Origin of the sequence: Mucilaginibacter sp. L3T2-6 (genome assembly GCF_030519355.1) — a bacterium.
Lineage (GTDB): Bacteria > Bacteroidota > Bacteroidia > Sphingobacteriales > Sphingobacteriaceae > Mucilaginibacter.
Genome location: NZ_JAUMKC010000026.1, coordinates 1 through 20,431, shown reverse-complemented (window position 1 = coordinate 20,431; position 20,431 = coordinate 1). Strand labels below are relative to the sequence as shown.

Annotated in this window: 13 protein-coding genes and 1 tRNA gene; 11 read left to right on the top strand and 3 right to left on the bottom strand. The window is 44.5% G+C overall.

What is annotated here, in order from left to right:
• Positions 1 to 53 precede the first annotated feature (53 nt).
• A complete protein-coding gene (locus Q3W13_RS22115; protein WP_302867670.1) occupies positions 54 to 983 on the top strand; it encodes a polysaccharide deacetylase family protein in 930 nt (309 codons plus the stop codon).
• Here the strand turns inward: Q3W13_RS22115 and Q3W13_RS22110 are convergent.
• Positions 980 to 2,053 (bottom strand): phosphotransferase enzyme family protein, encoded by a 1,074-nt coding sequence (locus Q3W13_RS22110; protein ID WP_302867667.1) that lies wholly within the window; start codon positions 2,051 to 2,053, stop codon positions 980 to 982. The genes Q3W13_RS22115 and Q3W13_RS22110 overlap by 4 nt on opposite strands.
• A gap of 74 nt (positions 2,054 to 2,127) precedes the next feature.
• Positions 2,128 to 3,186, bottom strand: coding sequence for a LacI family DNA-binding transcriptional regulator (locus Q3W13_RS22105; protein WP_302867666.1), 1,059 nt, complete (start codon positions 3,184 to 3,186; stop codon positions 2,128 to 2,130).
• A gap of 359 nt (positions 3,187 to 3,545) precedes the next feature.
• Between Q3W13_RS22105 and Q3W13_RS22100 the strand changes: the two genes are divergently transcribed.
• The 8 genes from Q3W13_RS22100 to Q3W13_RS22065 all read left to right on the top strand — a co-directional run bounded on the left by Q3W13_RS22100 (position 3,546) and on the right by Q3W13_RS22065 (position 18,012).
• Positions 3,546 to 4,616, top strand: coding sequence for an aldose epimerase family protein (locus Q3W13_RS22100; RefSeq protein ID WP_302867664.1), 1,071 nt, complete (start codon positions 3,546 to 3,548; stop codon positions 4,614 to 4,616).
• 3 nt (positions 4,617 to 4,619) lie between these two features.
• Positions 4,620 to 5,915: a sugar MFS transporter gene (locus Q3W13_RS22095; protein ID WP_302867662.1), complete on the top strand. Its 1,296-nt coding sequence runs from the start codon at positions 4,620 to 4,622 to the stop codon at positions 5,913 to 5,915.
• 23 nt (positions 5,916 to 5,938) lie between these two features.
• Positions 5,939 to 7,288 (top strand): Gfo/Idh/MocA family protein, encoded by a 1,350-nt coding sequence (locus Q3W13_RS22090; RefSeq protein WP_302867659.1) that lies wholly within the window; start codon positions 5,939 to 5,941, stop codon positions 7,286 to 7,288.
• A gap of 172 nt (positions 7,289 to 7,460) precedes the next feature.
• Positions 7,461 to 10,376 (top strand): DUF5107 domain-containing protein, encoded by a 2,916-nt coding sequence (locus tag Q3W13_RS22085; RefSeq protein ID WP_302867657.1) that lies wholly within the window; start codon positions 7,461 to 7,463, stop codon positions 10,374 to 10,376.
• Between the two features lie 489 nt (positions 10,377 to 10,865).
• On the top strand, positions 10,866 to 13,928 hold the full coding sequence (locus Q3W13_RS22080; protein ID WP_302867655.1) for a TonB-dependent receptor: 3,063 nt from the start codon (positions 10,866 to 10,868) through the stop codon (positions 13,926 to 13,928).
• Between the two features lie 41 nt (positions 13,929 to 13,969).
• A complete protein-coding gene (locus Q3W13_RS22075) occupies positions 13,970 to 15,487 on the top strand; it encodes a RagB/SusD family nutrient uptake outer membrane protein (protein WP_302867653.1) in 1,518 nt (505 codons plus the stop codon).
• A 67-nt stretch (positions 15,488 to 15,554) separates the two neighbouring features.
• Positions 15,555 to 16,982 (top strand): aryl-sulfate sulfotransferase, encoded by a 1,428-nt coding sequence (locus Q3W13_RS22070; RefSeq protein ID WP_302867651.1) that lies wholly within the window; start codon positions 15,555 to 15,557, stop codon positions 16,980 to 16,982.
• 22 nt (positions 16,983 to 17,004) lie between these two features.
• Positions 17,005 to 18,012: a c-type cytochrome gene (locus tag Q3W13_RS22065; RefSeq protein ID WP_302867650.1), complete on the top strand. Its 1,008-nt coding sequence runs from the start codon at positions 17,005 to 17,007 to the stop codon at positions 18,010 to 18,012.
• A 12-nt stretch (positions 18,013 to 18,024) separates the two neighbouring features.
• Here Q3W13_RS22065 and Q3W13_RS22060 read toward each other — a convergent pair whose 3' ends face one another.
• Positions 18,025 to 18,648 carry an HAD family phosphatase gene (locus Q3W13_RS22060; protein ID WP_302867648.1) on the bottom strand — a complete coding sequence of 208 codons (624 nt, stop codon included), beginning with the start codon at positions 18,646 to 18,648 and terminating at the stop codon, positions 18,025 to 18,027.
• A gap of 135 nt (positions 18,649 to 18,783) precedes the next feature.
• Between Q3W13_RS22060 and Q3W13_RS22055 the strand changes: the two genes are divergently transcribed.
• Positions 18,784 to 18,857: transfer RNA gene (locus Q3W13_RS22055), tRNA-Ile, on the top strand.
• Positions 18,858 to 19,045: 188 nt separating this feature from the next.
• Complete coding sequence (locus Q3W13_RS22050; protein ID WP_302867647.1) at positions 19,046 to 20,392, top strand: site-specific integrase; 1,347 nt, start codon at positions 19,046 to 19,048, stop codon at positions 20,390 to 20,392.
• The last annotated feature ends 39 nt before the right edge of the window (positions 20,393 to 20,431 follow it).

The window sequence follows — 20,431 nt, the reverse complement described above, 5'->3', positions numbered from 1 at the left end:
TTTATATTAGCTTATTGGAATGCTACCGGCATCCGTCAGCCAATATAACCTGTATGAAAAGATTTACCGCTTTTGTCCCCCTGTTTTTTGTTTGCCTGATCACATTCGCTCAAAAAAAGAATTTGGCCGAAAAATTAGGCTATCCCAAAGATGCGAAACTGCTCATTATCCATGCGGATGATGCCGGATTTTCACACAGTGCCGATTCAGCAATTATGTCGGCTTATACCAAAGGTGTTATTAATTCGGCGAGCATTATGGTGCCTTGCCCATGGTTTCCCGAGATCGCTGGCTTTGCAAAAGCTCATCCAGAAATGGACTGGGGCATACATTTGACACTAACAGCGGAGTGGAAAAACTACAAATGGGGTGGTGTGGCGTCATCCGGTCAAACCCCGAGCCTGTTGAATAAAGACGGTTATCTTTATCCGTCGAACGAAGAGTTTGGCGCAAATGCCAAAGTTGACGAAGCTGAAAAGGAAATGCGCGCCCAGATTGAGAAGGCAAAGGCATTTGGCATACGGCTAACTCACCTCGATAATCACATGGGCAGCATCCTTACATCACCCGGTATTATAGAGATGTACCAGCGTTTAGGGCGCGAATATAAGCTGCCTGTATTGGTTCCGTTAGGCTACGTCAAAATGCTTGCGCCAAAGCTGGTGGCTTCTATTGATACATCAGCGGTGATTGTGGACAACTTCATTATGGCCTATATGATGGCGCCTGCAGACAAATGGAAAAATTTTTATAACACTAACTTACAGCAGTTAAAACCCGGCCTGAACGAGCTGGTATTTCACCTGGCTTTTGAGGATAACGAGATGAAAGCTATCGCCAAAGATCATCCTGATTATGGCAGCACCTGGAGGCAGCAGGATTATAATTATGGAACCAGCGAAGAATTTAAGGCGCAAATAAAAGCAAAGGGTATTTATTTGGTTACCTGGGGCGATATCAAAAAAGCCTGGTACGGTAATTAATTTTGACCAGCTACCTGCTTTTGAAATTGAGCAATCATGCTTTTAAAAGCGGCTTCATGCGCCAGGTAATGTTCAAGCAGCCGCAATTGGTTCCGTGCTCTGACCAGGTTGTGTTCAGGATAATTGGTAGTATAGTAAATATCGCCGTTTAGGTAATCTGCCAGGAAGCGGACGGCCTGCATATAAATCATGAACTTTCCTGCATAAATAAACAGTTCCTTTTCCCGCGAGCTCAATACACTACCCATTTCTTCCATGTAACCGGCGTAAATGGCAGCAAAAAAATCATCGCGAATGATGATCTTATCCAGGTCTTTCTCTTCTTCGTTGGCCTCAGCCAGGTACGTGCGCATCATATCGCCCACATCGCTGATAAAATACCCGGGCATTACGGTATCAAGATCGATTACACAAAGGCCTTTTTCATCCTCATCGAATAAGATATTGTTGATCTTGGTGTCGTGATGGATTACCCTTAGCGGAATGGATGCATCGCGGACGATTTTTTCATAGGTAAGAGATATGTCGGAAAGCTGCTGTATGTGTGCTATTTCTGCCGCCGCATTTTTTTTGCGGTCAGCGCCGGCATGTGTCAGTGCATCATTAAATTGTTTCAACCGGAGTTCGAGATTGTGGAAATCCCGCAGAGGATAACCTAAGCCGGAAAGATTAAAATTGCCCAGCAACCGCGTAAAGCGGCCAAATTGTTTCGCAGCCTCGTAAGCCTGTTCAGGCGCTGAAAGAAAGTCTACTGTGTGGGAGTTTTTTATAAAAGGGAATAAACGATAGTAATCGCCATCGATACGAACCAGGAAACTGCCGTCTTCAGCGGGCAACGGCGCTGCAAATAAATACCCGGCTGCAGTTGCCTTAATGTACTCATCAAGCTTTTGCAGGTTATTTGCTATAATTTCAGGTTCTTTAAATACCTGCTTATTTATGCGTTGGATAATATAAGAATTCTCCGGGCCGGTTGCCTTCCAGGTATGGTTAATTAGGCCCGATCCAAATGATTCTATCTTAAAGTTTTCCGGTTTAAGGCTATAGGCTTTTAATATCGTATGCAGCATTATTTCAGTGATTCTTGCTCAAACATACCTAATCACCTTTTCAGGATGCCGCCGGATGCTGCGCAAACGTTTGTTTATTTTTTAGGGGTTTTGTGGGTTATTGGTTTGCGGCTTTCCACCAGTTGCGACTCAATAATGATCTTATAATAAGCCGTCTGTTCTGGCATACCGCGTTGTTTATTATTCAGTAAATCTAATAAAATGTCTGCTGCTTTTTGCCCCTGCATGTAAGGAAATTGCTCAACTGATGCTGTGGGTACTTTTTCCATAAAATTAATCATAGGCAAGTTGGCGTAGCTTACAAATTCGAGGTCTTTACCAATAGATAGTTTTAATTCAGCAGCATATTTTATAGCGAACAAGGCTACATAGTCATTAAATGTTACGATAGCGGTCGGCTTGCGTTTTTTGCTTAGTAAATTATCCATAGCATCGCGGGTTCCGGCTTCGGTGAGGTCGCATGACACGATGAGCGAAGGATCGAACTTCAGCCGGTTTTTGGCCAGTGCTTTAATATATCCTCCTTTGCGTTCGCTGCTGGCGAAGATAGTAGACGGGCCGTTGATCATTCCAATATTGCGATGGCCCTTCTTTAGCAGGTAGCTTACTGCCTCTACAGTGCCGGTTTCCATATTGCAGGCAACATAATGTATGTTGGGCATGGCAGGAATACGGTCGAAAAACACTATCGGAATGTCGTACTGTTTCAGCCGCTCGAAATGTTGATAGGATGAAGTGCTTTTACCAACTGACACGAGCAAGCCGTCTACACGATGGTTCTTCATTTTCTCCACCAATTGCTTTTCCAGTTGCTCATCATCATGCGACTGGGCAAGCAGTACCGTATAATTGCGCTTATAAGCCGTATCTTCAATAGCACTTATAGCTGTCGAGAAAAATGCCTCAGATAATTCAGGCAGGATGACGCCTATGGTCTGCGTACTTCCTTTCTGAAGAAATATCGCCGTTTGGTTGGGTTCGTAGTTGAGCTCTTTAGCAAGTTTTTTTATTTTCTGCCGGGTAGTGAGCCCGATGCTCGGGTGGTCATGCAACCCCCTCGATACAGTCGAAACAGAGATATTCAGCAGCTGGGCAATCTCTTTTATCGTAGCAGGTTTCGTTCTGTTAGTCATTAATGTGCAGCGTTTTCTCAAATCTCGGCAAAAGGTAACAGCTATTTCCAAAATATCAAACGTTTGCGTGTGATTTTTGATAATATAGAAAATATACCTGGAATATATTCAATTGGCCTTCAGCGTTCATTAAATCATTATTTTCATTTAATGGACGTTTTAAAGTATATTTTGCAGTACCGGCGGTACAAAACCTGGATGCTTGATTGGCTAAGTTTGAGACAGATGTTTATGCAAACGTTTGCGCAAAGAAAATTTATCCGCGGGATAATGTATCAGGTAAATTTAGAGTATCATTGACAAACGTTATAAACACTATTTTCTTCTAAAGACACTTACCAGGACAACTGTAATTCAAGATGATTGAAAGGATTGCCGATAAAAAATATTGGGGCACTTACGAAGGTCGGGACGCTTTTATTTACAAGCTTAATAATGCAGGCGGCGCCTCTGTAACCATTTCCAATTTTGGTGCTACCATTATCGGCATCAAGGTAAGGGACGCAGCGGGAAACTTTGCCGATATAGCCCTGGGCTATGATCAACTGGAAGATTACATCCGCGATGATCAAAATTACATGGGTTGTGTCGTAGGTCGTTTTGCGAACAGGATTGCAGGCGGATCAGTAGAACTGGACGGAAAAAAATACCAGTTTACTATAAAAGAAGCCGGTTTTCATCACCATGGGGGTAAGGCGGGTTTCAATAAAAAAATGTGGGATGTGATTGATGCTGATGATAAGTCGATACGACTGAATTATATCAGCCCCGACGGCGAAGAAGGTTTTCCGGGTGAGCTAAATGTTTCAGTTACCTATACATTAAATGATAACAATCAACTGCTGGTAGATTACGAGGCAACTACAAATAAAACCACTTTACTTAACCTTACCCAGCATACTTATTTTAATTTATCAGGTTGCGATAGTCCTGATATCTACGACCAGGAGCTGATGATGCCGCTGGATGAATACCTGCCGGTAACGGGACTGCACGTGCCGGATGGCACATTTGCTGATGTAGCGGGTTCGCCTTTTGACTTCCGCAAGCCAAAGGCGTTCGGCAAAGATATCGATTCGCCGAACCCTTTTTTGGTGATGGGCAGGGGATATGACAATACGTGGGTGATTAAAAAGGAAGATTCGCCGGAGCTGAAATTAGCCGCCCGTGTAACTGACCCGAATAGTGGCCGCATTTTATTTGTATATACCACCGAACCTTCGGTACATTTATACACCGGTAACTGGCTGGGGGGAACCAAAGGGAAGAATGGTGTTTTGTATAACAATCGCGGTGGGTTTTGCCTTGAAACACAACATTATCCCGATGCACCTAATCATGTGCATTTTCCATCCACTGTCCTTCGGGAGGGCGAGGTATTTCGCAGCCGGACAATCTTTGAGTTTGACACGATAAGCTTATCAAAATAAAACATGAAAAAAACATCAGCCGCACATTCAGCGCAATCAGCCAGCAGCTTTGGTCCCGTTATTATTGTTGGTGCATTGTTCTTTGTGTTTGGGTTTGTTACCTGGTTAAACGGTACCCTGATCCCATTTCTTCAACTGGCCTGCGAACTTAATACCTCCCAGGCTTTGCTGGTAACGTTTGCATTTTATATAGCGTATTTCTTTTTGTCAATACCGTCATCTTACATACTCAGGCTAACCGGGTTTAAAAAGGGCATGGCGCTGGGGCTTTTTGTAATGGCTGTGGGCGCTCTGATTTTCATTCCGGCAGCCAGTACGCGTACATTTGGTTTGTTCCTGCTGGGTTTGTTTGTGCAGGGCATGGGTTTATCTCTTTTACAAACTGCATCAAACCCATATATAGCCATTGTAGGGCCTATAGAAAGTGCGGCACAGCGTATAAGCATTATGGGCATCTGCAATAAAATAGCAGGTGCATTAAGCCCGCTGATTCTGAGTGCGCTTGTGTTAAAAGGAGCACAGGATATCGAAAATAAGCTCAAAAGCATATCTGATGCTGCACAAAAAGAGACATTGCTGCACGAACTGGCCATGCGCGTTGTACCCCCTTACATCGTTATAGTTATAGTGCTTGTCATCCTCGCCTTGCTGATTCGGGCATCGTCATTGCCCGAAATTAACGCGGAGGAAGACCATGTAAACGAGGATGGCAAATCGGTAAAGCCCAAGGCAAGTATTTTTCAATACCGTAACCTTAACCTGGGTATTATATGCATTTTTCTGTATGTGGGGGTAGAAGTAATGGCAGGTGATGTTATTGGCAGTTATGGGCGTTCCTTAGGTATGAGTATAGATAAAACGAAGATATTTACCTCATACACGCTCGCATCTATGGTGGTGGGGTATATCATAGGCATAATCTGTATTCCAAAGTATATAAAACAGGAACGCGCACTGGCAATATCAGCCATCATTGGCGTGCTGTTTACTGTGGCTGCTTATTTTACCACAGGCTACACAAGTATATTGTTTATCGCCCTTTTGGGTTTGGCTAACTCATTAATGTGGCCGGCAATTTTCCCTTTAGGTATCAAAGGACTGGGCAAGCACACCAAGCTGGGTTCGGCCTTGCTGGTTATGGGTGTGGCCGGAGGAGCAGTAATACCGCAGGTGTATGCCTACCTGGCAAAGGTGTCAACATCACAATTGGCATTCCTGTTAAGTATGGTGCCCTGTTATATTTATATTTTGTATTATGGTATATCCGGCCATAAAACCGGTAGCAGTGAACATAGTTGAAACTATAATCAATTAATCATATAATGGAAAGAAGAGAATTTATAAAAAACGGCGCAATTGCCGCAGCAGGGATAACCATTTTGCCGTCGGGCAGCCTTTTTGCCTCGGTAAAAGATAAAGTACGTTTGGGATACATTGGTGTGGGTGATCGTGGCATGAGCCATATATCCGAAGGGATTTTGCGCGATGATGTGGAGATAGTAGCTATTTGCGACGTACAGGAACGTTCGCTAAAACGTTGCCGCGAATATATCGCCAAAAAAGGCCGTCCCGCTGCTGCCGAATATACCGGCGGCCTGGATGCCTATAAAAAATTACTCGACCGTAAAGATATTGATGCTGTAATTATCGCTACCCCGTGGCAGTTCCACCATTCGCAGGCGATAGATGCCATGAAGGCGGGTAAATATGTCGGATGCGAAGTAATAGCGGGCCTTACTGTTGATGAGCACTGGGATATTGTGCATACTTCTGAAAGTACCGGCATGCCTTACATGACACTGGAAAATGTTTGCTACCGCCGCGATGTAATGGCGACACTTAATATGGTGCGCCAGAATGTGTTTGGTGAGTTGTTGCACGTTGAAGGCGGGTACCAGCATAACCTGCGTAATGTGCTTTTTAACAATGGAAAAGACGATTACAGTGTCGGTCCGGAATATGGCCCCTCCACCATCAGCGAGGCAATGTGGCGTACGCAATTCAACATCGACCAGGATGGCGACCTTTATCCCACACACGGCGCAGGCCCATGCATGCAGTACATCGATATTAACAGGGGAAACCGCTTTACAAGCCTGTCGTCATTCAGCAGCAAGGCACGGGGGTTGGCGGCTTATATCCATGAAATTGCCCCTGGCCACAAGAATGAAAAGATACACTACAAAAACGGCGATATTACCCAAACCATGATCAATTGCGCCAATGGTGAAACCGTTTTACTGACACATGATACACACCTGCCCCGCCCTTATTCGTTGGGTTTCAGGATTGATGGAACCAAAGGTATCTGGATGGATGTAAACCAAAGCATTTACATCGATCATGTTTCTAAACAGGACGATGCATGGGAACCAGCCAAGGCATGGCTCGAAAAATATGATCACCCGCTTTGGAAAAAATATTCAAGCGATGCGGCGGGAGCAGGTCACGGCGGTATGGACTGGTTTGTATTTAACGCGTTTATATTGGCTGTAAAGAATAAAAAGCAAACCCCGATAGACGTTTATGATTCGGTTACCATGAGCGTAATCGCACCTCTGTCGACAAAGTCATTAAAAGAAGGCAATGCCCCGCAGGAGTTTCCGGACTTTACCAAAGGCAAATGGAAAACCCGCAAAAATGTGTTCGCGCTGGATGACAGCGGGTTTTGAGAAAGTATTGATTAGTTGATTGATCGAAATGCCGCCATGCACATGCCGGCGCATCCCGGGAGCTGGTTACTTCCGGGATTTTTTGTGAAAACAAACGTTTGCGCGCGGTTTTATTCGAAAGTGGAATAGCTTAAGCACTAACTTTCAATATTGTAAGCCAAAATTTAACCTTATGAAAAGATCCGGCCTTAAATATTACGCGGTATTTTTAATGGCATGGTTACCCTTATTAACCCATGCTCAAAACGACGCGACAATTAAAGAGTACCTGAAAACTTATACCACCTACCCGTTTTCGCAGCCAAACCCGGTGCCTAATAGCGGCCTGATATACCCATATTTTCGCTTCGATGGTTTTACCGGCAATCCTGTTCAGCAGCAATGGAAGGTGGTTGAGTTGGAGAACGATTTTATTAAAGTGCAAATTATGCCGCAGATCGGCGGTAAAATATGGACGGCGACCGACAAAAAAAATAATAAACCTTTTATCTACAACAATGATGTAGTAAAGTTCAGGGATATCGCCATGCGCGGCCCGTGGACAAGCGGCGGCATTGAGGCAAATTTTGGCATCATTGGTCATACGCCGGGTGTATCCAATCCTGTGGATTACATCGCCCGGAAAAATGAAGACGGTAGTGTAAGTTGTGTAATAAGCCTGCTGGATTTACTTACCCAAAGCCGCTGGAGTATGGAGATAAGACTGCCCAAGGACAAAGCTTATTTTACTACTTCTGTTTTTTGGCATAATGGCAGCGGCGAAGACATGCCCTACTACAGTTGGATGAACCTGGCTGAAAAAGTGAGCGACGACCTGCAATTTATAGAGCCGGGCACCCGCCATATTTTCCATGACGGGAAAGCCTATAATTGGCCCATCGATGCTGAGCACAAGCGCAACTTATCGCATTACGGGGAATTGGACTTTGGCCGTTCGCAGTCATTCCATGTTACCGGCACATATAGCAAATACTGGGGCGCGTTCTGGAAAAATGAGAATTATGGCATGATGCACTATGCAGAGCGGGAGGATAAGGTTGGCAAGAAAGTGTTTGTTTGGGGCCGCTCGCGCGAGGGTATGATATGGGATAAGCTGCTTAACGATAACGCCGGGCAATATGCCGAATTGCAGAGTGGCAGATTATACATCCAAAACGTGCCGGAGAGTGTTTATACACCCTACAAGCAAACCTCTTTTATGCCTTATCAGACAGATACCTGGAAAGAATATTGGTATCCATTTAGCCAAACCGACGGCGTAGCTATCGCCGATACCACAGGAGTGATAAACGTAAAGCAGGATGGGCAGCAGTTGAAAATTTATTTTTCGCCGGTTGACTATGTGAAAGATACGCTAAAAGTGGCAGACCGCCTTGGAGAGATAATTTATAGTAAAGCCCTAAAGCTCGATCCGTTACAGGGCTTTGAACAAACAGTTGACCTAAAAAGCGGAGAAACACCCAGCCAAATCTCCATCGGCGATTTGGTCTGCAAAGTTAAGGATAGCGCTGAAAAAGTACTTAGCAGGCCAGCCACGCCGGTTGAAAAGGCAGACTATGCCTCGGCCTATGGCTTGTACTTAAAAGGCCATTATTTTACAGGCACCCGGCATTATCCCGAGGCCGAAGAATGTATTAAAGCATCGCTGGCCAAAGAACCTGCATTTATACCGGCACTTTCGGAAATGGCCCTGATTCAATATAAAAAAATGAATTACCAGGCCGCTTTTGATTATGCACAAAAAGCGTTAAGTATTGATACTTATGATGGCAAAGCAAATTACTACTATGGGCTGGCCGCGCTAAAGCTGGATAAGATATACGACGCAGAAGACGGATTTGAGTTGGCGGCATTAACAACGGACTATCGGTCGGCGGCGTTTACAGAACTGGCGCGCATCCGTATGATGCAGCAAAAATATACCGAGGCCGGCAAATATGCCGTAAAGGCGCTGGAGTACAATGCTCAAAATACTACCGCCCTGCAACTGCAGTATTTATCTGCCAGGCTTTGCGGTCAATCAAAACTGCAAAAACAAACAGGGGAGAGGATATTGGCCCTCGACCCGCTGAACCATTTTATCCGCTTTGAAAAATACTGGCAGCACCGGAATAAGGAGTCTGTCGAACAATTCACGGCTTTAATCCGCGACGAACTCCCGGAACAAACTTATCTCGACCTGGCGGTATGGTATCATGCTCTTAACCGGAATCAGGAAAGTGTCGCAATCTTACAACTGGCTCCTGCAAAGAATAATGAGCTGGCCTATTGGTTGGCATATTTGCACAGATATGATAAATCTGTCGTACAATGGCTTAATGATGCGGTAAACGGAAGTGCCGATATGGTGTTTCCGTACAAAGCGGAAAGCACAACAATAATGCAATGGGCTGCTGCCCAAAACAAACACGACTGGAAACCGCGCTACTATCTTTCATTACTATACGAAGCTGCCCACGATAGGGCAAAGGCACGCCATGAAATAGAAGGTATTAACGGAGACATAGACTTCGCGCCATTTTACGCCTACCGGGCACGTTTGCACGATTCTACGCGCCACGATCTGCAATTGAGTGATCTAAAAAAAGCTGCAACTATCGATACGCGCGACTGGCATTATGTAAAAAACCTGGCCGATTTTTACCTGGTCCAAAAACAATATAAAGAGGCATTGAGCACTGTATCGCCCTGGTTCGTCGCCCATCCGGAAAATTATATTATGGGTATGCTTTATGCCCGCTGTCAAATGCTGAACGGTGAATACAAAACCGCAGAAAGTGTATTAGATACCTTGCGTGTATTACCCTACGAAGGCTCAAGGGATGGTCATAAACTATATGAGCAAACCAAGCTAATGCTTGCCCTTGAATTGATTAAGGCCAAAAAAACCGGAGAAGCAGAGCGTAAGGTTAAAGAAGCGCGCGGTTGGCCCGAGCACCTGGGCGTTGGTGCGCCGTATCCAAACCTGGTTGATGATAAGCTGGAGGATGACATGGACAGCGTGATACGTTTGCTAAAACAACAAAAGCAAGTCCATGCAAAACAGCTTAATGCGCTTGAAGCAAGGATAAAGCACATCAGCCAATAAAAAACATCAATCTAAATACCTCCCAAAAACGCGAAAGTCAGCAGGTAATTTGCCGCTGGCTTTTTTATTTTGGGCCGTTCTAACCCGCCTTTTTTCACGCAAACGTTTGTTACGGCAGGCAAAAAGGTAGACAAAGCCCGCTTTTTACCTGATTTTAAGCTAAAGTCTATATTTCATAAAGTTCCAAAAATGTAAGGTGTTGCGGATACTTAGTGTATTGAGCGCTTTTTAATTACCTGGCTTATTTTTAGTTGCGTTTCCAGACGCAAACAACTCATAGAGCACAAACGTTTGCGCGCTGTTCCATTCGTATCTGCACTCCGCAAATCTCTAATTTCCAACATTGTTAACACACCGTTAACATGCCTGATTATCGAACACTAATGCATTTTTATATGAAAATCGCCTGCAGCCCATCGTGAAAGCCGGTCCTTAAGAAGGATAAGCCAGCCCCAAAAAACAACATAAACTCATTAATCCATCAATATTATGAACAGAACTATACTCAAACAATTAAAAAGCTACGCCCTGGCAAGCACCTTGTTGTGTTTGCTGATATGCTGTGCTACCGAAGCGGCAATTGCGTCAGTTTCCCGCAATCCGGCCTATAAGTCAAAGACCTCCGCGGCAGCAATAAAAGGAAAAGTGGTCGATAGCACCGGTTTTGCTTTACCGGGTGCTACGGTTAAAATTAAAGGCACCCAAAAGGTTACCCTGACTGACCAGGCAGGCAACTTTTCGATAGACGCCGATCCGGGTGCGGTATTGGTAATAAGCTACACCGGTTATATAACTAAAGAAGTAACCATACACGATAATAGCTTTATTACTGTAACGCTGCGTGACAATAATACTGCCCTGCAGGAAGTTGTGGTGGTTGGGTACGGCTCGGTAAAAAAGACAGACCTTACCGGCTCGGTAGGTTCAGTAAAAGGCGATGACCTGAATCTTGGCGGCACCACATCTAACGTTGGCCAGGCCATACAAGGCAAGGTTTCCGGCGTGCAGGTGCAGCAAACCAACTTTGCCCCGGGAGGTGCTATATCTATAACGATAAGGGGCGGTAACTCTATCAATACCAGCAATGCCCCGCTATATGTGGTTGACGGTTTTATATCAGACAATGGGAACCTTATAAATCCCAATGATATTGAAGATATTCAGGTATTGAAAGATGCATCGGCGGCGGCTATCTACGGTTCGCGGGGTGGTAATGGCGTTGTGCTCATCACTACCAAAAAAGGCAAAGCAGGCAGGGTAGCTATCGACATTGACGTTGCCAACGGGCAGCAATTTTTAACTTATAAACCGTCGTTATTAACCGGGCAGCAATACACCGATATTCAGAACGCAACCGCCGTAGAAGACGGTAACCCGCCGATTTTTCCGGCGGGATTTCCGGTGGCTAATACAAACTGGATGAAAATAGCAACACAAAATGCCACGGTTGAGAACAGGAATTTAAGCATTACCAGCGGCGATAAAAACTCGAAGCTTTATGTATCAGGCAGTTATTTGAACCAGGTTGGTGTATTGAAGAATACCAGCATGCAAAGATATTCGGCCAGGATAGGAACTGAAAAGAACCTGAATGAAGACATCAAGATAGGTGCAAACTTTTATGGAGCCAGCACTTTTCAAAATCTGCAATCGTATACGGGCGATATAACCGCTCCTTTATTTAGTATTCTCACGGCGCAGCCAAATATCCCGGTATATAACCCCGATGGTACCTACTACAGGTATAACGGTAAGAACAATGCACTTGCTAACCTTATTGAGCCAACTAACAATTCAGACAACAAACTGATCAACGGTAACGTAACGCTGGATTATACGTTATTGAAAAACCTGACCTACCATTTGAATGCAGGCAGCGAATTCAGCCAGACAACTTTGGGGCAATATACTCCGCGTTCCCTCGTTGCGGGTGCTGCCAACAACGGGTTGGCTGCTGAACAATCATACACTTCATTCAGGTGGTTGGTTGAAAACTATTTTACTTACAAATTTAACATCAATAAAAGACACGACTTTACCATGCTGGCGGGTACATCAAATCAGAAGGATGTAAGCCAGTCATTAAGCGCTGCGGCCAAGGGGTTTCCAACTGACGCATTCCTGTACTATAACCTCAGTGCAGGTTCGTTAACTAACGGGTATGGAAGTAACAAAGCACAGTCGACTCTTACAGACTACTTTGGCAGGGTAAATTATTCGTTTGATGATAAGCTGCTGGCGACCTTTACATTAAGGTATGACGGTTCTTCAAAATTCGGCTCTAACCACAGGTACGGTCTTTTCCCGTCAGGCGCATTAGCATATAAGCTTACCGATGTGGATTTTGTTAAAAATTTGAATACTTTTTCGGACCTGAAAGTGAGGGTAAGCTATGGCATAACTGGTAACGACCGTATAACCAACTACTTGTACCTGACTACTTTCGGAAACTATAGCACCGTACTGGCTCCTGGCGGTCCTTTACAGGTAGGTATTGAACCGGCAACACTGCCTAACCCAAACCTGAAATGGGAAAGTACAGCGCAGTTTGATGCGGGTTTAGACATGACATTTGCCGGTGACAGATTAAGCGCCACCATCGATTTTTATCGCAAAACAACCAGCGACCTGCTGATACTGGTACCAATTGGTCAACAGTATGGTTTTACTACGCAATATGTTAATGGTGGTTCGATAAGGAACACCGGTATTGAACTGGGTATCACGTCACACAATATTCGCAGCTCCGGCTTTTCATGGAATACGAACTTTAACATTGCTTACAACAAGCAAAAAGACATAACACTTGCACCCGGGGTGACTGAAATAGACGCCAACACAGCTAACCCGAGCGGAACGGTATCCGGCAGGCAGTTTACCAAGCTTGTACCCGGACAGGAATTGGGCGAGCTTTTTGGCTATGTATATGAGGGCGTCATAAAAACCGGTGAAACTTATTCGCCGCAGCCTGATTCGAAACCAGGCGATCCGAAATATAAGGATGTAAATGGTGATGGAAAGATAACCCCTGCAGACCAGACATATTTGGGCAATTCAAACCCGCATTTTACAGCAGGTTTTGGTAACGATTTCCACTATAAAGGATTTGATTTGAATGTGTTTTTCCAAAGCTCATTCGGTTATTATTTATACGATATGAACCGCCTGGTGCTGGAGTCGACAACTTCGACTGACGCGCTAAACCGTTTTGTGGCCGGTAAGAATGAAAACACCGATGTACCGCGCGAAGGCTACTTCCTGAGCACTTACGGCAGCTATGTAAACTCTAGGTTTGTTGAAAATGCATCGTACGTGCGCCTTAAAAACCTGTCGCTCGGTTATAGCCTTCCAAAAACCTTGTTTTCGCACATCAAGCATATACAGGGTTTAAGAATATATGGCGAGGCGCAAAATTTATTCACGATAACCTCTTATAAAGGTACTGACCCTGAAGTTAATGTGCACGGGTCAAATACTGGCGGCGGTTTGGACTTCGGTGCTTTCCCGGCTTTCAGAACCTATACCGTAGGAATAAAACTTTCGCTTCAGTAGGTGCGTGGCAGACATTAAACATCAATACAAATAACATGAAAATGAAAAGATATATAATAACGATGGTTGCAGCAGCTGTAGTTTTGCAGTTTGGCTGTAATAAGAACCTCGACCCCAAGGTTTATAGCAGTTTGACCAGTGCTAACGCTTTTAAAACAAAGTCAGATGCCATTGCAGCGGTTAATGCTGTATACGCCCGTCTAAAAGGCCCCGCAGTGGGTGATAACTTTGACTACTGGACAGTAAGGCATTTTGCGCTTACAGACCTTACTACCGATGTGGGGCACTGTATGTATGGCGGCGACCCCGGCCAACTTTCGCTAATTCAGTGGAACTCATCAAATGGTTTGATTGCAGAAGACTGGCGGCAGATATACAAGCTGGTGGCCAATGCTAATAATGCCATTTTGAATATATCGGCTATGAAAACTATCACCGATGCCGAAAAGAACCAGTTTTTATCGGAAATTAAATTTTTACGTGCTGTAGCTTATATGGACCTTACCGACCTGTGGGGCCCGGTGATACTGGCCACAGAAAAAGACCTGGTTGACCCTAACTATACGGCTAAGGCCAAAGTGACTCCGCTTGCCGATATTGAGGCGTTTTTGATAAATGATCTGCAAGGCGCTATTGCAACCTTGCCGGTTAATTATGACGCAAAAACCTTTTACTCAACCAGCGACCCCGGCAGAGCTACCAAGGGTGCGGCAATGACTTTACTGGCCAAACTATATCTGCGCCAACACGCCTGGCAAAAAGCCGCGGATATGGCTAAACAGGTAATGGATTTAAATGTTTATCAGCTTTATCCGTCGTATTCCGGGCTGTTTGCAGAAAGTAATAAATGGTGTTCAGAAAACATCTTTTCGGTGTTGAGTGATGCCAATGTTAATGGCACTGAACTACTGAACCACTTTGGCCCGTTATTGCACCCTGTGCTTACCGACAGGTGGCAATATTACGCGGTTACCTGGGATTTTTACCACACATTTGACGATGCTGACGATCGCAAAAAGTGCTTTTTCCCATCGTACATGGGTGTTGATGGCCTGCAACATGAAGAGGCCCCCAGTTTAGGTGCAACCCCTCCGGATGGCGTTTTTTACATGCCTGACGTTGCCACAACCAAATATGCCGATCCCAACAGCGGAAAAACTTATTATGATGGCCACAGTGTTGACATACTGCGTTATGCCGATGTACTGTTAACCCGCGCCGAAGCACTAAATGAATTGAACGGCCCTACATCTGAATCCATCAGCCTGATCAACCAGGTAAAAGACCGCTCGCACGCAAAAGAACTGAAACTTGGCGATTTTACCCAGGAGACTTTAAGGGACGCTATTTTACAGGAACGCGGCTGGGAGTTCTTTTATGAAGGCAAGCGCCGCGCCGACCTGTTAAGAATGGGCAAATATGATAAGGTAGTAAACGCATACCTGACCCGCATAGGTCAGACTCCAAGGGTGCAGCTGCCGCGCGACCAATATTTCCCTTATCCGCTTAACCAGGTAAATGTCAACCCTAATTTAAATAATTCAGGCAGGCAGGAATAATAAAGCAATTGTTTTATAGCGGTGGGTTTTAAACCCGCCGCTTTGAATAAAGTAGCCAGGCAGGTAGATGATGCAAGATAAATACCCATACGAATTTTTAATAAGATGCATAGCGTTGCTCCTGGTCCCAATAGCTTTTTCGGGATGTGAAGGCAGCGGAAAAATTATTTTGAGCGAGATACACGTCGGGTTGCATAATAACAATGAGTTAAAAATCCAGCTGGAAGTTACCACAAACACGCCTGCAGATATATACGCAGAGTATTGGAAAGAAAAGGATAGTACCAAAAAATGGTCGTCGACAGTTGCAAGGAATACTTCGAAAGGCAGGCTGATTATCTGCAACATATTTCCTGAAACGGACTACGCTTATCGTATCGTGGCAAAAAACAAAAATGCAGCCACCATAAGTAAAGTTTACACTTTTAAAACCAATGCCTTGCCGATGTTTTTACAGGATCAGTTTAGGGCTGATACGATTAAATCGATCAACCCGCCCGGGGAGTTTAACGACGGCCTGATGCTGATTAACAAACGTTATGCACCCGGCGTGGCTTACCTGGTCGACAGGAAAGCAGAAATCCGCTGGTATCACATGGTTGCCGACCTTGGCTTTAAGGTATTGCATTTTACACAAGACCATACCTTGCTGTCTATCATGGGCGGTAATGACGAGCCTACCAGCTACGGACATGAAATACTTGAACTTAATTTATCGGGCGATACGGTACTGCATTTAAAAAAAGGACAGAATGACCTTCCGGCCAATATTCATCACGAGATTTTGAAAAATGATAAGGGCGAGCTCGTTACTATCTATGTGGATAAAAAGGTGATGGATCTTCGCGCAATCGGTGGTAAAGACAAAGATACCGTAAGCGGCGACGGAATTATCGTTATGGATAAAACCGGCAAAAAATTATGGCAATGGAGTGTGTTTAATACGTTAGACCCGCTAAAAGATAAACATCTGTTAAAAATAAAGAAAGACTGGATGCATGCCAACAGCCTGAGTTATGATAGGGACGGAAATTTCCTGCTATCATTTTATAACAACGGGCAGATATGGAAGATAGATTCGAAAAGCGGAAAGGTTATCTGGAAATTTGGTAAGGGGGGTACGATTGTTAAACCTGCGGAATGCGACTTTACGCAGACGCATGCTGTGCATATCAATCAGCAAGGTGATCTAATGTTTTTTGACAATGGTGTAGAAAAACAGCAGTCGGGTGTGTTTGCGATGAAAATTGATGAACAAAATCAATCGTCGAGGATAGACATGTATATAAAACTGCCCAAACAGATTTTTAATGGCAGGATGGGTAGCGCCTATATGATAAATGATACCTGCATATTGGTTTGCTGCTCAAAAAGGCACATTATAGTACTTACCGACAGAAAAGGAACATTGTTATGGACGATGGAAACAGCCGTGCCGACCTATCGTGCAGAATTTATCAGGGGCAGCGAGCTTGAGCCATATCTAAAACCTTAACATAACGAAGAGGAGTAAAGAAATGAAAAAAAGATACTTGTATACTATAGGACTGATATTACTAACGGGTGTTATACAGTTTTATACTGCTTGCACAAGCAGCAAAGGCAGTGATATAAATGAAGGGCAGACTGTTGTAGCCAGGGCAGACTCAATAGTTACTGTCGATACCAATAAAATACCGTCCGGCAAATTTGGTGAAGCGGTGAAATACGGCCGGGAATTGTTGTTAAAGACAGCCTATTATATCGGACCTGACGGTATTAACGGCAAATACCTGGGCAATAAGATGAATTGCAGCAACTGCCATCAGGACGCGGGCACTAAGCCGTTTTCACTGAATTTGGTTACAGCGTTTCGAAATTATCCCTCATACCGCGCAAGGGAGGGAAGAGTACTGAGTTTAGCGGAGCGAATTAACAACTGTATTATGCATCCACACCTTGGAAAGCCGCTCCCCCTGGATAGCAGGGAAATGGTAGGCATCATGTCGTACCTTAAATGGCTGAGTGACTCATGTAATGTCGGCAAGAATACACTAGGGTTGAAAAACGCCGAAATAGAGCTGCCCGACACTGCGGCATCGCCTGTTACCGGCGCCCGGTTATACGCCGCTAACTGCTCACGTTGCCATGGCGACAATGGACAAGGTAAAATGCGTTTGGATAACGTTACTTATCAGTATCCACCCTTATGGGGACCTAAAGCCTATCAGCCGGGATCAAGCATGCACAGGGTAGTGAAGATGGCCCGGTGGCTGGTGTCGAACATGCCCTATGATAAGGCCACCCACGATAAGCCGTTTTTAACGAGTGCCGAAGCATTGGATCTCGCTGCATTTATTAACGATGACAAGATACATCAACGCCCGTTTGTAAAAGAATACCAATACCCCAACGCTGAGGAAAAAGCAATAGATTATGACAGGGGCCCGTTCAAAGATCCGTTTACCGAAGCGCAGCACAAATATGGCCCTTACAAGCCTATTATTGATTATTGGAAAGGCAAGGGAGTTAAGCCTTCTTACTAAAGCAAGAACCGATTACTGCAAAAATCTCAAAGCCTGGATATTATCCGGAGCTGTCATCAAATAAGTATTGATACCAAGCTTTGAGGCACTTGCAATATGCTGCGGACTATCGTCAATAAACAGAGTTTCCGCAGGATCGAGGTTATTTTCGGTCAATACCTGTTCGAATATCTCGGCGTTCGGCTTGCGTTTGCCCACCATATGCGAGTAGTACACTTTCTCGAACAGGTGGTCATTCCCTTTGAAGCCGAATTCTTTATCCAGGTAATCCATTATGTAATCGTAGTGGATAGGGTTGATATTGCTTAGCAAAAATGTGCGGTATTTCAGCTTTAGATCAAGCAATAGCTCATGGTTTCCGTGGGGCACGCCTACAAGCAATCCATTCCAGGCTTTATTAATTTGTTCATCAGTCAGGTTGGGGTTGCCGGTTTTCTGGCGGATATACTCACGGAACTGAGTGGCATCGGCCGAGCCATCTTCAAATGCCGTGAAGATCGGATCCTGCACGCCGTGCGCATAGAATACATTGGAATTGGTGATGCCAATATCTTCCCATGCCTTTTGCGATTTCAGGAAATCGAGCATAAATATTACGTTGCCGTAGTCGAAAATTATGTTTTTGATAGCTGGCATAGCAGGTTGCTAAATTGTTGACATAACAAACATACTAATAAGCACAAAAATTGAGTGGTAAAAAAGATACAATTTGCACAATTTCATTTTTAAGTAACAAGGAATTTTTTACCTTTGCAACTCACAAAAATAACCGCGCCTATAGCTCAGTCGGTTAGAGTAGAAGACTCATAATCTTTTGGTCCCTGGTTCGAGCCCAGGTGGGCGCACAGAGCAAAAAAGGTCATTTTGTAATGCAAAATGGCCTTTTTTCGTATATTTGAGCGGTTTATCACAAACCACGGTACTGACGCCGGACTACTGCACAACGTCAGGATTTGCATAATTTTTTGTTAAACTTCGCGGAAAACCGTCACTATTCCGTCACGCCGTTTTTCGCGACCAACGATTAAAAGTTATGGCGACTGTTAATGCCGTGGTCTACGAGCAATTTAAAAGAGAAGATGGGACCTACCACGTACAAATCAAAGTGTTCCATAAAGACGTCAGGCGCTTCATCGAAACAAACCAATACGTTACCGATAAGCAGCTCGACAAAAACCTGAAAATAAGAGATAAATTTATTCAGAAGCAACTCGACGATACGCTGTATGGCTACCGCCGCACTATCGGTGAACTGGGGCCGCGTCTTGATTTTTTTACGTGCGATGATCTGAAAGCTTACTTGTCCAATAAAGATGAGGAAGTCGATTTTATCAAATTTTGCGATGAGCATATCGCCGAAGAGCGTAAAGCCGGCCGCGGAGGTTCGGCAGATAACCACCGTACGGTGAGGAACAGCCTCGTTGACTACTTTGGCCGGGATAACATTGCCATTATCGAAATCAATTCAGCCATGCTGTTTCGCTATGATAAGTGGCTGCGAACCGAAAGAACGATGATCCGCACTAATCATCTTCAAAAGGAAGTCACCACCACCGAGCAAGGTTTAAAGGATGGCGGCATTTATCCTCACATGCGGGACCTGCGTACTTTGTTTAATGAAGCTTGCCGCAAGTACAACAACAAAGATTTGGGTATTATCCGAATTAAGCATTACCCTTTTGAGGTTTATAAAGTTGGTGCGCCGCCGCGTACCCGAAAACGGAATATTACACCGGAGCAGTTGCTCACCTTCATGAATTGTGAGGTTCCACCCAATAGCCGAGCCGAACTGGCTAAAGAACTATTTATTGCCAGTTTTTATTTATGCGGCATGAACGCCGTGGACTTTTATAATCTTGACGGCTACGATACAACTGCAGAACGTTTGGAATACAACCGATCCAAAACTGAGGGCGTCCGGGACGACAATGCCTTTATCAGCATTAAGATCGTTGACGAAGCAAGACCGTTTCTTGAAAAGTACGCTGGTATTTTGAAAAGCAGGTACACTACCCATAACGGCCTTGATACCGCTCTGAGCAAAGGGATGCGGCAACTAAGAACTATCACCGGCATACCAGAGATTACATTCTATTGGGCAAGGCATACCTTCGCAAGCATTGCCCGGAATAAATGCCGGATCAGCAAAGATGATATTGCCGAAGCTTTAAACCATGTTGACGGTGAACATCGTGTTACTGACATTTATATTGAAAAAGACTGGAGCATAGTGGACAACGTGCAGACTGCAGTAATAGATTATCTCCGGTCGCTTCAATCTTCTCAAAATGAAGAACAAAAGCAATTACGCGACGCGCAAACAAAATATCTTCATTCAATGCATTGTAACCCTCCCTTAATTAGGACTGGTGTTTTATAGACTTATTAATTCAAAAATATAATTATTGTTGTTGTAACT

What these genes read in the sequence shown, in the direction of transcription:
- Q3W13_RS22115 (WP_302867670.1), top strand. Translation starts at nt 54, where the DNA reads ATGAAAAGATTTACCGCTTTTGTCCCCCTGTTTTTTGTTTGCCTGATC.
- Q3W13_RS22110 (WP_302867667.1), bottom strand. Translation starts at nt 2,053, where the DNA reads ATGCTGCATACGATATTAAAAGCCTATAGCCTTAAACCGGAAAACTTT.
- Q3W13_RS22105 (WP_302867666.1), bottom strand. Translation starts at nt 3,186, where the DNA reads ATGACTAACAGAACGAAACCTGCTACGATAAAAGAGATTGCCCAGCTG.
- Q3W13_RS22100 (WP_302867664.1), top strand. Translation starts at nt 3,546, where the DNA reads ATGATTGAAAGGATTGCCGATAAAAAATATTGGGGCACTTACGAAGGT.
- Q3W13_RS22095 (WP_302867662.1), top strand. Translation starts at nt 4,620, where the DNA reads ATGAAAAAAACATCAGCCGCACATTCAGCGCAATCAGCCAGCAGCTTT.
- Q3W13_RS22090 (WP_302867659.1), top strand. Translation starts at nt 5,939, where the DNA reads ATGGAAAGAAGAGAATTTATAAAAAACGGCGCAATTGCCGCAGCAGGG.
- Q3W13_RS22085 (WP_302867657.1), top strand. Translation starts at nt 7,461, where the DNA reads ATGAAAAGATCCGGCCTTAAATATTACGCGGTATTTTTAATGGCATGG.
- Q3W13_RS22080 (WP_302867655.1), top strand. Translation starts at nt 10,866, where the DNA reads ATGAACAGAACTATACTCAAACAATTAAAAAGCTACGCCCTGGCAAGC.
- Q3W13_RS22075 (WP_302867653.1), top strand. Translation starts at nt 13,970, where the DNA reads ATGAAAAGATATATAATAACGATGGTTGCAGCAGCTGTAGTTTTGCAG.
- Q3W13_RS22070 (WP_302867651.1), top strand. Translation starts at nt 15,555, where the DNA reads ATGATGCAAGATAAATACCCATACGAATTTTTAATAAGATGCATAGCG.
- Q3W13_RS22065 (WP_302867650.1), top strand. Translation starts at nt 17,005, where the DNA reads ATGAAAAAAAGATACTTGTATACTATAGGACTGATATTACTAACGGGT.
- Q3W13_RS22060 (WP_302867648.1), bottom strand. Translation starts at nt 18,648, where the DNA reads ATGCCAGCTATCAAAAACATAATTTTCGACTACGGCAACGTAATATTT.
- Q3W13_RS22050 (WP_302867647.1), top strand. Translation starts at nt 19,046, where the DNA reads ATGGCGACTGTTAATGCCGTGGTCTACGAGCAATTTAAAAGAGAAGAT.